The 13760-nt window shown below is 61.1% G+C and carries 12 protein-coding genes; 6 read left to right on the top strand and 6 right to left on the bottom strand.

The genetic code is table 11. The features are described from left to right. Positions 1-30: 30 nt before the first annotated feature. Positions 31-1698, bottom strand: a complete 1668-nt coding sequence (locus tag NSND_RS05350) for an NADH-quinone oxidoreductase subunit 5 family protein (RefSeq protein WP_080878008.1) — start codon at positions 1696-1698, stop codon at positions 31-33. 473 nt (positions 1699-2171) lie between these two features. Here NSND_RS05350 and NSND_RS05355 point away from each other — a divergent pair, with 473 nt between their 5' ends. The 6 genes from NSND_RS05355 (at position 2172) to NSND_RS05380 (ending at position 9486) form a co-directional block, all read left to right on the top strand. After that, positions 2172-2657 (top strand): hypothetical protein, encoded by a 486-nt coding sequence (locus NSND_RS05355; protein ID WP_080878009.1) that lies wholly within the window; start codon positions 2172-2174, stop codon positions 2655-2657. A gap of 104 nt (positions 2658-2761) precedes the next feature. Next, positions 2762-4021 (top strand): TolC family protein, encoded by a 1260-nt coding sequence (locus tag NSND_RS05360; RefSeq protein ID WP_080878010.1) that lies wholly within the window; start codon positions 2762-2764, stop codon positions 4019-4021. Then, on the top strand, positions 4018-5229 hold the full coding sequence (locus NSND_RS05365; RefSeq protein ID WP_080878011.1) for an efflux RND transporter periplasmic adaptor subunit: 1212 nt from the start codon (positions 4018-4020) through the stop codon (positions 5227-5229). Before NSND_RS05360 ends, NSND_RS05365 begins: the two co-directional genes overlap by 4 nt. 7 nt (positions 5230-5236) lie before the next feature. Next, complete coding sequence (locus NSND_RS05370; protein WP_080878012.1) at positions 5237-8359, top strand: efflux RND transporter permease subunit; 3123 nt, start codon at positions 5237-5239, stop codon at positions 8357-8359. 188 nt (positions 8360-8547) lie between these two features. Continuing rightward, positions 8548-8913 (top strand): response regulator, encoded by a 366-nt coding sequence (locus NSND_RS05375; RefSeq protein WP_013248319.1) that lies wholly within the window; start codon positions 8548-8550, stop codon positions 8911-8913. Positions 8914-9087: 174 nt separating this feature from the next. Continuing rightward, entirely contained in the window at positions 9088-9486 is a 399-nt protein-coding gene (locus NSND_RS05380) for a VanZ family protein (RefSeq protein ID WP_080878013.1), read from the top strand. Between the two features lie 2 nt (positions 9487-9488). Here the strand turns inward: NSND_RS05380 and NSND_RS05385 are convergent, their stop codons facing one another. The 5 genes from NSND_RS05385 to NSND_RS05405 form a co-directional block, all read right to left on the bottom strand. Next, positions 9489-9905 carry a glycine zipper family protein gene (locus tag NSND_RS05385; RefSeq protein WP_080878014.1) on the bottom strand — a complete coding sequence of 139 codons (417 nt, stop codon included), beginning with the start codon at positions 9903-9905 and terminating at the stop codon, positions 9489-9491. 84 nt (positions 9906-9989) lie between these two features. Further along, positions 9990-10847 (bottom strand): hypothetical protein, encoded by an 858-nt coding sequence (locus tag NSND_RS05390; protein ID WP_080878015.1) that lies wholly within the window; start codon positions 10845-10847, stop codon positions 9990-9992. A 59-nt stretch (positions 10848-10906) separates the two neighbouring features. Further along, a complete protein-coding gene (locus NSND_RS05395; RefSeq protein WP_080878016.1) occupies positions 10907-12670 on the bottom strand; it encodes a SagB/ThcOx family dehydrogenase in 1764 nt (587 codons plus the stop codon). A 48-nt stretch (positions 12671-12718) separates the two neighbouring features. Beyond that, positions 12719-13414, bottom strand: coding sequence for a VIT1/CCC1 transporter family protein (locus NSND_RS05400; protein WP_080878017.1), 696 nt, complete (start codon positions 13412-13414; stop codon positions 12719-12721). Positions 13415-13432: 18 nt separating this feature from the next. Then, positions 13433-13690, bottom strand: coding sequence for a hypothetical protein (locus tag NSND_RS05405; RefSeq protein ID WP_080878018.1), 258 nt, complete (start codon positions 13688-13690; stop codon positions 13433-13435). Between the last annotated feature and the right edge of the window lie 70 nt (positions 13691-13760).

Below are 13760 nucleotides of genomic sequence, written 5' to 3' on the forward strand. Positions count from 1 at the left end.
CCCGTTTCAGCCTGCCCGCGCTCAGCCGGACTACCGGCGAAAGGCGACCCGACCGATCATGCGAACCAGATCCTCAACATAGAGGCCGTTGAGAAACATCACGTAAGCCCGGACGCGCATCGTCTCGATCCAGTCCGGCATCAAGAGGCTGACGCCTTTGGCTTTCCCATAGATCATTCCCCAGGCGCCGACAATCAGGATCGCGGCGAGCCCGATCACCAGCTCGAAGAACGAGCGATTCCATTCTGCCGCCCGAAGATAGGATTCCGCTATGCCGGTGCCCGGAAACAGGAGATGCGTGAATGCCTCGCCTGCCCACAGGTACGTGAGCCCGATAAACGCCAGGGTGCCGAGCATGGTCAGCGACACGGCCCAGGATGCTCCCGTGTGCAATCGATACAACGTAAACATCGCCTGGGAGGTCGTCACCCACCCGAAGAACAGGAAAATGACCGCTCCCTGCGCATCCTGCAACGGAATACTGACCACGCCATGCACAACCAGCAGGATAACCAGCGGCAGCACCAACGTCGCGACTAGCCCGGTGGTCCAGGTCATCGGTGAGAAGGTATGCGCCTCATCCGCCCGGCCGACGGGAGGAAGTTTAAATTCCGTTCGGGCCTTATGAATGACGGAGCCGGAATTGAGGAACAGCGTGGCCTTGAACAGGCCATGCGCGCAGAGGTGGAACACGGCGAGGGCAAAGGCACCCAAGCCGCACTCCATGACCATATACCCCATCTGACCCATGGTGGAATAGACGAGCCGGCGCTTCACGCTGGTCTGCGTGAGCATCGCCGTGGCGCCGATCAAGGCCGTAATGCCGCCGATGACGAACATCAGATGGAGCGTCGTCGGCGCGAGACCGAACAGAGGCGCCAGCCGGTTCACGAGAAACCCTCCGGCATTGACGATTCCCGCGTGCATCAGGGCTGAAACCGGGGTCGGCGCTTCAATCGTGCCGATCAACCAGAAATGAAACGGAAATTGGGCAGACTTGGTCATGACCGAGAGGACCAACAATAGGGTCACGACGAGAGGCACATCGCATTCCCATTGCAGGCCCGGCCAGACCGTCAACGGCGCCGGGGCTGTCTGCAACCGGGCAAAGAGGTCAGTCATATCCCAGGTCCCGTACGATCCGTACAGGACCAGCAGCGCCACAGCAAATGCGGCATCGCCGAAACTCTGGACCCAAAAGGTCTTCTGGCCCGCATCCCTGGCCGCACGGCTATCGGGGTTGCACACCAGCAACGTCGCCAATAACCAGGTCACCAGGTGCCAGCAGACAAACAGCCAGAACAGGTTGCCGCTGCTGACCAGGCTCAACAACACAAACGTGAGCCCTCCCAGCAACGCGAAGAAGCGCACGTAGCCCGCATCGCCGACCATATACCGTTCGGAGTACACATGAATAATCAGGCTCACGAGACTGATGAGCGCCATCATCACCGCCGCCAAGCGATCCACCATGACCGTATAGGTCATCGTGCCGGATGGCGTGCCGATCAGGGCCAGCTGGATCGTGTCTCCCGACAGAACCACCGCCAGGGTGGCAAGCGAGGTCAGGGCGGAACACCAGAGCGCGGCAATGCCGAGACGTGCAACCCGGTCGCCCAGATCACGCCAGAACAAACTGATCAGGAGCGTACCGAGAAGCGGCGCGAAGATCGTAATCAGAGGAAATATCGCGACCATGGGATCAGACTCTCCGAGAAACGCGTGATCTATGCGGGGTCATCAGCAAGAACAGAGCCTGGCCGCCGGATCGCCCGAATACTGGGAATTCCATCGAATTTGAAGCCTCTCCGCGTAGAGATTCAACATAGGGGCCGGTTCGACCTCACGACCGACGTGCATCACTGCACGAACGTGCATATATGCACAGCTTGGTTGGCGAGGTCAATGAAAGGAAGAGAGCATCCGGAAGCGTATGCGTCTCACGGCTAAATCTGAGACGCGGAGAAGACAGAGGCAGTCAGACGGGCAATCACTGATGAAAATCGTTTTCTACGGTTACCACGCAAAAAAGAGAACTTGCCGGAAAGATCTCACCGGTAGCACACGACTTTGTTGCTCGTTCGAATTTTGTTTAGAATTCGCCTCGTTCCCTGCTCGTTTCTTGATGTGTTTCTCTCCTTGTGATAGCGTCCACTTAGAAGCGTATGCACATGCGTTCCACTCACAGCCGATTCCTCCGACTCGACAGCCTGCTCCGCGCCTGGGCGGTACTGTGGCTGTTGGCCTTGCCGCTGTTCCATATCCATCCTGAGACGGATCCCCATCATGGCGAAGCCGGTCACATCCACGCGGCTGCCGTGCACACGGTCTTTTCGGCCGACCTTGAGGGTGAATTCGAAGACCACCACGATGCTCATCACCATGCGCAAGACACAGATTCGGAACCTGTTCTTTCTGCACAAGGTCCGCATACCTGGGAGAACGATCACGAGCTGGGCTTTTCGCTGCTGAACGATGCCACCGACCGCAAGCTCGTGAAGCCGCTGTTGGCCCATCTGCAGTTTGTGCGTCATAACCTCCTGCCCGTTCCGGAGCAGCGTGATCAGCCTGCCGAACAGGACCCTCCGATCCTCTCCAACACAATCCTCGCTTGTGATCTTCCTACGCGCGCGCCGCCATCCTCACTCCTCAGCTAATCGTCGTCCGTCCTGACATCCTGGATTCTGATCGCATAGCGCTCGCAGGGCGAAGCCTGTGCCTCGCACCATCGCGAGCCGATTGCGCACGGAGGAGGCTGCTGATGATTGCTCGTCTTGTCTGTTCCCTGGTCCTGGCAATGGCTGCCGCCGGCCCCCTCGCGGGCGTTTCCGTAGCCCGGGCTGAAGCGCCACGCACCGCCGCCTATTCCTTGCCGTATATTCTGACGCTGGCGGTGCAACACAACCCCACACTGGCCGGCGCCGAGGGGGTGGTGAAACAAAGCCAGGGCCAACAGATTGCGGCAGGCGCCTATCCGAATCCGTCCGTCTCCGGCAGCGCCGGGCGTGGCGCCATTCGTGACCCGAGCACCGGCACACGCGTGACCGAGCGCACGTTTACGGTGGAACAACCGCTTGAATGGACCGGTAAGCGACAGGCCCGCCAGGAAGCGGCCGATGCCGGAGCAGCCGGGGCGACTGCCGCATTCGAGGACACGCGCCTCACCCTGCTCGCCGACGTGAAAGTGGCCTTCTACCATCTGCTCTTCGCCCAGCGCGATGCGGACCTCGCCGCGCAAAACGTCACCAGTGTGGAGGAAGTCCTGCGGACCGTGCACGCGCGCGTGGCGGCCGGAGAAGCCACCTCCTTCGACAGCATGAAAGCCGGGGTGGAAGTGCAGAAGGCCAAGAAGGAAGTCGCCCGGGCGAACAGTACCCTGTTGGTGGCCAAGGCACGTTTGAATACGCTGACCGCCGGGTCGCTCGGAAAGGCATTCTCCATCCAAGGCGATTTCGAGTCGCCCAAGACGGGGGTGAATGCGGAGACCCTGGCGACGCAAGCCCTGGAACAACATCCGGCGGTCCGCCGCCTGAGCAAGCTGGCGGAACAGGCGGAACATACGCTGCGGTATGAGCGGGAAGCCCGCGTGCCCAACATCAGCCTGCTGGGCAGTTATCACCGGGAGGCGGGTGACGAATCGGTCACCGCCGGACTCAGCATGCCCCTCCCCCTCTGGTACCGGCGGCAGGGAGAAATTCAATCCGCGCTCGGCGCCAAGCACCATGCCGATGCAGAACGCCGGCGGCAACAGAACGAGCTGGAGCAGGCCATCACTCAACATGCGCAGGAAGTCCGCACGGCGCAGGATCAGCTGCAGGTATTTGAAACCGGCTTGTTGAAACAGGCCGAACAGACCCTGACCGTCGCCCGCACGAGTTTTCGGCACGGCGCCGCCAGTTTGTTGGATGTATTAGATGCTCAACGCGTGTACCGGCAAACCCAACAGGAATATGCGCAGGTGCGGGCCGATCTCTCCATTGCGCTGGCCCGGTTGGAGCGGGCAGTGGGAGCTTCGCTATGAGCATCCCCGCCTGGTTCACACCTCGGCAAGAGACGATGATCGGACGCTGCGCAACGACCGGAATGATCCTGACCATCCTCTCTGTTCTCCCCGGATGCGGGGAGCAGGGAGCGGAACCGCCGAAACCGCCCTCGCCCGTCGAGGTGGCGCCGCAAGCCGCCTTCACCCATGCGATTCACCCGCCGCCGGCTGTCCGGGAACGGTTGCGCACCGAGTCCGCCACGCGACGCGCCGTTCCGGAATTGGTGACCGCACCTGGCGAGGTCGCACTCGATTTGAAGAAGGTCGCCAAGATTACCTCCCGCATCGGCGGGCAGGTCGAACATATTCACGTGCAGTTGGGTGACCGGGTCAAGCCCGCTCAACCGCTCGCCGCCATCGGCAGCCTGCAGCTCGATCAGCTCGTGGAAGAATACCTCGTCGGGAAGGCGCAGGCCGACGTGGCGGAAAACAGTCTCCGACGGACCGAGAAGCTGCGCACGGACGACATCGTGCCGGAGCGAAAGCTCATTGAAGACAAGGGGCACTACCTGGAGACGAAGGCACGCTATCAGCACGTCCGCGAAAAACTGCTGGCCATGGGCATCACGAAAGCCGAACTCGCCGGCCTCGAACGCGGCGGCCATGAAGAAGGCCACCACTATACACTGACGTCTCCCATCGCCGGGACAGTGGTGGCCCAGAATGCGGTGCGCGGACAGGGGGTCACACCCGGAGCAGAACTCTTCGAAGTCGTCGATACCAGCCGTGTCTGGGTCTTTGCCAACCTGCCCATCGAACAGGCTAGAAAATTCAAAGAGGGCGACCTGGGCACGATCACGCCGAAAGGCGGCGAGGTGATCACGGCCCCACTGACATATCTGGCGCCGGTCGCAGATGAGACCACGCGCACGATCCAGGTTCGCTTCGAGGTGGAGAACCGGCAGGGACAACTGAAACCGCATGAATATGTGGAGGTGGCGCTCACTCTCTCAGGAGCACCCACGGTGGCGGTTCCTGTGTCTGCTCTCACCACCATCGACAAGACTCGAGGGGTCTTCCTCGAAGGTCCCGACGGGTACACGTTTGCGCCGATCGACGCAGGACGTGAGAGCGGCGGCTGGGTCGAAATTCGAACGGGTGTGAAGGAAGGCAACCCGGTCGTGATTGATGGGGTCTTCGATCTGAAAAACGTGCTGCTGAAAGAACAGATCGGATCGGGCGAGTGAGGACCCCATGAACCACCTGCTGACATTTTCGCTCCGCTATCGATTTTTTACTCTGGTGGCGATCGCCGTCGTAATTGCCACGGGCATCTGGTCCTTTACGAACCTCACCATCGACGCCGTCCCCGACCTCACACCGGTGCAAGTCCAAGTTCTCACCCGCGCTCCTGCCTTGGGCCCGGTAGAAGTCGAGCAGTTTGTGACGTTCCCCATCGAGGCGTCCTTGAACGGCTTGCCGGCATTGCGGGAGCTGCGTTCCGTTTCACGTTACGGACTCTCCGCCGTGACAGCGATCTTCGACGACCAGACCGACATTTCCCGGGCCAGACAGTTCGTGACCGAACGGTTGGCGCAGGCCATGGAGCGCATCCCTGCGGAATATGGCCGTCCGGTCATGGGCCCCTTAACCACCGGGTTGGGCGAAGTGTATCAGTTCACGGTCAAAGGACCTGGCTATAGTCCCATGGCCCTGCGAACGCTGTTGCAGTGGGACATCGGGATGAAATTACGCGCTGTGCCCGGCGTGGTCGAGGTCAATATCTGGGGAGGCGAGCCACAACAGTTCCACGTCATCGTGGATCCGTCGAAGCTTCTTTCCTTCAAGTTGACCATGAAGCAGATCTTCGACGCGCTGCAACGGAACAATGCGATCGCCGGCGGTGGATATATCGAACATCAGCGTGAGCAACTGCTCATTCGAGGGGAAGCGCTCGCCACACAGGTGAGCGACCTGGCCCGGATCGTCGTGGCCCACGGATCGGGCGGTGTGCCCGTCTACATTGCCGACGTGGCCGAGGTAAAAGAAGGCTCAGGACTCCGGATCGGCGCAGCTACGGCCATGGGCGAAGGCGAGACGGTCATCGGAATGGTACAGATGCTCGCGGGTGAAAACGCCCAACAGGTCGTGACCCGCGTGAAAGCACGCGTGCAGGAAATCCAGGCGACCCTGCCCTCCGGTGTCACCATCGAACCCTACTACGATCGCACGATTTTTGTGTCCAAGGTCATGACGACCGTGCGCAATAACCTGCTTGAAGGCGGCCTGCTGGTCGTCGCCGTGCTGTTTCTCTTTCTCGGCGACCTGCGGGCCGGACTGATCGTCGCGTCGGCCATTCCTCTCGCCATGCTGATCGCCTTCACCGGCATGATGCAGGCCGGGCTCTCGGGCAATTTAATGAGCCTGGGCGCCATCGACTTCGGGTTATTGGTCGACGGCTCCGTGGTCATGATCGACAACATCCTGCGCCGACTAGCGGACAAGCCGGTGCGTAACCGGGACGAGCGCCTCGCGACCGTGCTGGCGGCCGGACGGGAAGTCCTGCGTCCCATGACCCTGGCCGTGAGCATCATCATTCTGGTGTATGTGCCAATCCTGGCCCTGACCGGTATCGAGGGCAAGATGTTCCGTCCAATGGCGTTCACCGTGATCATGGCCCTGGCCGGCTCCCTGCTCCTCGCAGTCACCGTGACGCCGCTGCTGTCGTACTGGTTCGTACGGACCGGAGCGAACCGGCAAGAAACCCTGGTCATTCGCGGCCTGAGAGGCGCCTATGCCCCTTGGCTCAAATGGGCCGTGGCGCGGCCTGTCTGGCCGGTCTCGATTGCCATCATCTTGTTTATCATCAGCCTGGGGGCAGGAACCAGGCTCGGCATCGAGTTCGTGCCCAGGCTGGAAGAAGGCGACCTTGCGCTGCAAGTGTGGCGGTTGCCCAGCATCTCGCTGACCGAATCGGTGGCCACTGCACTCGAGATCGAGCGGGTGCTCCGCCGTTTTCCCGAGGTCACTCAGGTGGTCACGCGCACGGGCAGCCCCGAAGTGGCAACAGATGTGATGGGCGTCGAACTTTCCGATGTCTTCATCATCCTCAAGCCTCAACAGGAATGGGTGACAGCCGGGACTCGCGACGGCTTGATCGAAGCCATGAAACGACGCATCGAGGAACAGGTACCCGGTGTCGGCCTCGGATTCACCCAACCGATCGAAATGCGTTTCAATGAGTTGATCGCCGGCGTGCGATCGGATCTGGCCGTCAAGATTTTCGGCCCCGACCTGGACATTCTCAAGCAGCAAGCTGAACGCGCGGCGCGCGCGCTCCAAGCCGTACCGGGCGCGGCAGACGTCAAGGTCGAACAGGTCGCAGGGCTCCCGCTGCTGCGTGTCATCGTGGATCGCGCAGCAATCGCCCGATACGGGCTCACCGCCGACGAAGTGCTCACGCTCATTCAATCGACCCGGGTGGGAACGGTCGTCGGCACCGTCGTGCAGGGCTCCCGTCGATTCGAGCTGGTCGTGCGGTTGGCCGACCGGGTGTCGCAGGATCCGGCGTCGTTGGGCAACCTGCTGATCCCGACTATGCATGGCGAACTGGTACCCCTCTCGCGTGTGACGAGCATCACAGTGGATTCAGGCCCGGCGCAGGTCAGCCGTGAACATGTGCAACGGCGGATCGTCGTGGAGTGCAACATTAGAGGACGGGATCTAGGTGGGTTTGTGGCCGAGGCCCGACAGGCCGTCGCCCGGGTAGTCACCCTGCCCGCCGGATACGAGATGCGCTGGGGCGGGCAATTCGAACACCTGCAGGAGGCCACTCGCCGTCTGACCCTGGTGGTGCCGGTCACGCTGCTGCTGATCCTCGGGATGTTGTCGGTGATCTTCGGCGCAATGCGGCCTGCCCTGCTGATCTTTCTCAATGTGCCGCTGGCGCTGTCAGGCGGCATTCTGGCGCTGTGGCTCCGGGGGTTGCCGCTCAGCATCTCGGCCATCATCGGGTTTATCGCGCTCTTCGGAATTGCCGTGCTCAACGCAGTCGTCCTGGTGAGCCATATCCGCCGGCTGGAAGCGGAGGGCGCATCGACCGGCGAGGCGGTTGTCCAAGGGGCCATGGATCGACTCCGCCCGGTACTGATGACGGCCCTGGTGGCGAGCCTGGGATTTCTCCCCATGGCCTTGGCGACCAGCATGGGCGCGGAAGTGCAACGCCCACTGGCGACAGTAGTGATCGGAGGCCTCCTGACCTCGACAGCCTTGACCTTGTTGGTCATTCCGGCCCTGTATCCCTACTGGGTGCGTGACGAGACCATGAGGCCGCGGCCCCTTACCGACCAGGCAGACATGAACGAAACCGGCGCGTAACCTATTGTCTGACCAAGGGGAAGCAGGAGAGGGTCGAATCGATGCCCAGCTGTTTCAGACTCTTTCCTGGACAGACTTTCGTCACCGCGGTAAGCTTCCTCTACGAGTCGAATTGTCTGCAACCGAGCCCGAATACTGCGAAATCGTTCCATCACACGCAGAACCGGTGCCCATCCTGAGGAGTAGTTATGGCGACCATCATGGTGATCGACGACGAACCATCCATCCGCGGCCTCCTGCGGGAGGTCCTGGAACGATCAGGGCACAAGGTCGTCGAGGCGAAAGATGGGCGGGAGGCGCTGGATCTCTATCAAAAACATAAAGCCGACCTGCTGATCATGGACCTGCTCATGCCGGAGGTCGATGGACTGGAAGCCACCCTGCAACTGACCCGCGAATACATGGACACGAAAATCATCGCGATGACCGGCGCGCAAGGGGACCGGAACTTTCTGGATATCGCGAAACTCTTCGGCGCCCACCGGACCTTCGAAAAACCCTTCGACTTGAAGGAAATGCTGAACGCCGTGGAAGCGGAACTGGCTCAGAAGTAATCCGCACGCCCCTCCGCGCCCCTGCCCTTCCCCCGGAAGCCGTTCACGAAGGAAAATCTGCTGGAAACCCCACCGCTGCTTCTGCAAGAATCGAACGGTGCAGCGGACAGCCACAGCCAAACACCCGTGTTTCTAACCCCCACTCGCGCATGGCGTCTCTGGTGTGCCTGGAGCATGCTGATCGTGCTCGTGGGTATCCTCCCGCTGCATAACTTTGTCGGCCACGCGCATTGGCAATACATTCGCTGGGTGCCGACACCGGACCAGCTGAGTTCGCCGGCCATCCTCCTGGATCTCGGCATCGATGCCGTGGCCAACATCCTCCTCTTCCTCCCCTTCGGCCTGCTTTATACCCTGCGCGGATTGGGCGGCAAATCCTTCTCTCCCGGCCACCTTGTGCTGATGGCCTTCGCACTGTCCTTCAGCATCGAGTACTACCAGGTCTATTGTCACAACCGCAGCACATCGCTTCTCGACCTGCTGGACAATGTCCTGGGTGCGTATATCGGGATGAAAGCGGGGGAAGCGTATGTCAGGAGATATATGGCACGAGTGGTGGAACCGGCCGCATAAGATTATTGCCAGCCTGTCGGATCATATCCCCGATCACGCAGACAACGATCCACATAGTTGGTAAACGCCCCGCTCGGCGGCGATCGCCTGAACAGGCCTCGCAGAAACCCGGCCGTCGCGCCGCTGGCTGCGCCGACCATGGCTCCACGCCCCGGATGTCCCAGGATCGCTCCGCCCACCGCACCGGCGGCCGATCCGATCGCCCCGCCCGCCACCGTGCCGGTGGCAACTTGCGCGGTTTTTCCTTCGCTGGGAGAGGCCCCGGCTTGCTCGGCCAAGGTCATGCAGTCTTTGATATCCGATTCGGCCGCATCGGCGCCGACCTGTCGATAGTGATCGTTGGGATAGAGAATCAGCTTGGGCCCCGCACAACCGGCGAGCAGCAGACTCGCGACACCGATGAGAATCGTTTGCTTCATGGCTCACAGGTCCTCTGTTCCACAGGCACCGGAGCGGACAAGGTTGACCGGCCGCATCGGCGGAATCCTGGTGCGTGCTGAGGATTAAATCCGTCCCCCCAGATCCTTCCGCTGCAACGTTCGCATCATCACCGAATCGTTATAGGCCACTTCGCTCAAGGCATCGAGAATATGCAGCCCTTTGCTCGCCGCCAATTCTTTCGCTTTTGTGTAGTTCTTCGCGCTGAAGCGGGCGACTGCCGGTTGACCGTTCACGATCTGACAGGCCAGCACTTCTCCGCCGGCCACATCCATCGTCCCACCCTCCTCCACGAGTTTCTTGGCCTGCGACACCGTAATCTGGTGCAGCTGCGCAAACTCCTCCAGCCCGCCCGTTTCCACCAAACGTCCATCGGGCATGATGCAGAGCCTCTTGAAATGGGGAGACCAGTCTTTGCGGAAGTCGATGAACTTAATGTCGCCGCCCTTCGCTACCGCACGGTCGAGGGTCCGGTAATCGAGGCCGAGATTCTTTTTTGCCAGCTTGGTCTTTAATTCCTCGGGAAGCGTTCGATAGAACACCTCTGTCGCCGCCTCGATCAACGGCACCGCGCGCAACCGGGCCCATTGCTCCGCCTCGGCAAACTGCATCAGGTCGAGCACCCAGGTCTGTTTCGGCGTGGCGCCCGTGGTATCGATCCGGCAAGCAAAGAGGCCACGCGTCAGTAATCCGCCCACTTGGGGATACACATAGACACCGCCCTCCGCGAGCAGCTGCGTCATCTGCTCCAACGGGACGTCGTAACTTTCGGCCAGAATTTTCGCATGCGCTGCCTGGTCTTCCGGCAACGTCATGGCGCAGGCCGTCACGTTACCCGGCGCATCGAACTCCGAGTAATCTTCGATCACGTTGTACAAAATCGGCGGCTTCGGCTTTTCAATCTTCTTCTTGATCTTAAACATAATGAGCTCGTTCCTCGTATCTCGTCGTTCGTCTCTCGTTCAAAGCAGGTCCTGCACAATCACTCATGCTGGAGGTGATGATAGGGAGGAAGCGTCATGAGCCGCTGGTCGTCCACCGGTCCGCCGACTGTAAAGTGATACAGCGATTGAATGGACAGGTCCTTGATGCCCACGACCTCATGCACCGGGTCGTCGAAAAAGCAGCCAATGCCCGTGCCCCGCACTCCCGCTGCCTCCGCCTCCAGATAAAGCACCTGCCCGACCACGCCGGCCTCCCAGAACAGGCGTGGATACCACCAAGCCCCGCCCTGCCGCAAGCGGCCCTCGAACTCCGCCAGCATCCCGAGCGAAAAGGCACTATCGCCGGCAATGCCCTGTTGGCAACTGACTTGCGCCGCCAGACGTTGTGCATCCCCCTGCAGCAGCCAGAACAGCGGAAGATCGTTCGGACAGCCAGGTGCCGGGGTCCATTCCAATTCGGGATTCATCGATTGCTGCAGAAACGGCAGCTTGTTCGGGTCACGCGCCAGCATATACAGCCCGGCCTCCAGCCCCTCGACGCGATGCACAAACAGCATGAGATGAATCGCCGGATCCCAAGGCAGGACATCCCACGGCATGGGCCGCTGCAATTGCGGTCGCTCCACGCGAGGCATCACCCGCTGCAGGATGTGAAAGAATGTGGCGGCTGAAATAGATGTGCGGCCATCGAAGGAGACGGCGCTGCGGCGCTGCCTGATGATCGCCGCTGCGTCGTCCGTCGTTCGTGAAGCGTGAAGCGTCTCGGGTGGGACAATGGGGGTCCCAGCAAGCGACACGATCGGGTGCTCCAGGCTGGTCTTCCAAGAGGCCTCTGCCACCTGATCGATGACGTCCCAATGCACCCCATGTTCGCGACTCAGCTCATTGGCCTTCCCATGCCACGGCCCCACAGCCACACCGGTGACGGCCGCCTCCTCCAGAAACAACGGCAAATTTTGATTCTCACGCGATGAGCTCGATGCACGAGCCTCGGCTTCAACAGGCCAGATCACCGCGAGACAATCTGGATGTTCCGGCTCCACCCCGCTGAAATCGTCTACGCGGTGGGTTCCCAGTACCCTCGCGGTCTGGTTCTGATCGGCTCCATCCAACAGCGCCATCTTCCAACCGAGTGTCGCCGCCGCAATACGCGCGGACCCGATCGCATGGCCGACATCGTGGTTGCAGTAGCGAAACGCCCGCTCGCCGTACTTCCAGGCTTCCCGCCAATGGACTGAGGTGAGACCGAACAGAAACGCTCCTGACGGAAAGGGAGCCAATAGACGCGAGATGGCGGCCGGCGAACAGTCAGCGCGTAACTCCACCCCATGTTCTCTCGGTGCGTAGTGATAGAGCCCCGGCTTCAGGTCGAGCCCCTCGGCCGACGGCAGAAGGACGTAGCCTTCCGTCGGGTGGAGATTGCCGGACGAAGGATTGTTCCGCAGGGCCCATTCCGACTCCCCGGCCTTCTTCCAGGCTGAGAGCCCGAGGGCCAGTTCGAAAAACCGTGAAACGGTCCGGTTGGTCAGCGGCTGCACAGGAACAGACCCCGGTTGATAGATGGCGTCGTAGGACGGCGACCGTGGCTCCTCGTCTGCCTTCAGCAATGGCAAGCGCACCAACTGCGTCCCGTCAAATCGCCGAAAGGGATTGGGCTGGTTTGCCCAGTCCAGATACCCCAATGACCGCGCATATCGATTGAAATGGTGTTTGGTTCGAACGTGATAGGCAATCACGCGATCGACCGGATCGGTTGAAAGCAGCTCAGTGGAGATGGCGGAAGACGGTTGTTCAGGAGTCATGGCGGCCAGTCTAACGAGGCGGAGGAAGGAAAGTAAACGCGGGCCACCTCAACCGAGCAGGCGGGCGATTCCGAAAGCGGCCGCCGCAGCTAGTCCGCCGACCAGCACGGTTTGGAACCCGCCGCGCCAAGGCGGTACGCCGGTAAACCCGCTTTTCACGTAGCCGAATACAAACAGAGCCACGGGAGTCACCGCCACCGACCACCAGAGCGCGGTGTGAATATCGGAGAACACCATGTAGGGCAGCAGCGGAATAAGTCCGCCGACCACATAGGACAGCGCGATCGTCCAGGCGCTGATCCGCGCGCGCGTCGGATCAGGCTCCTCGAGCCCCAGCTCAAACCGCATCATGAAATCGACCCACTGCGTCGGATTGGCCTGAAGTGTCTCAATCAACGGAGCAATCTGTTCATCGCGCAAACCATAGCCGCGAAAAATCTCGGACACTTCTTCGGCCTCCCGTTCCGGAATATGCTGCGTCTCCCGCAACTCCCGCAGGCGCTCAGACGCGTAATGTTCCAGATCCGTCTTTGCCACGAGATACCCACCCAAGCCCATGGCAATCGAGCCGGCCGCGATCTCGGCTAACCCGGCTGTGACCACCAGGCCGGATGAAGCCACCGCGCCGGAGAGGCCGGCCGCCAACGCAAAGGGCACCGTCAACCCGTCGGCCATACCGATGACGATATCGCGGACCGTCGCGGTGGCGGTGAAGTGTTTTTCAATATGAGGAGTCACGGGCATGTGAGCACTCCGAGCTGCCTATGCCTCTTGAATGCGCACGAACTCCCGCGCGCTGCGCAAATCTTCCTGCGTGCAGAGTTTCAGTTCCAGCAAGAGATGCTCCAAGGCCGCCACCCGGGCGGCTACCTCCGGCAGCACCACATCGATCCGCTCCACGAGATCTTGCAACCGGCGGGTCATCCCGGCCTCGCCGCTTTTCGTCGCCGCGCCCTTCCGTTTCTGTCCGACCGAACGATTGCGGCCCGACTGCCGTGGCACTTTCCTTTTGGGTGGCATAGGTCCCTCCTGGTTAGGCTGCTTGTGTACGCGCCTTCCTGGCGCCGGTCAAGCGGAGGATGTCGAGAAA

Source organism: Nitrospira sp. ND1 (assembly GCF_900170025.1).
Lineage (GTDB): Bacteria > Nitrospirota > Nitrospiria > Nitrospirales > Nitrospiraceae > Nitrospira_A.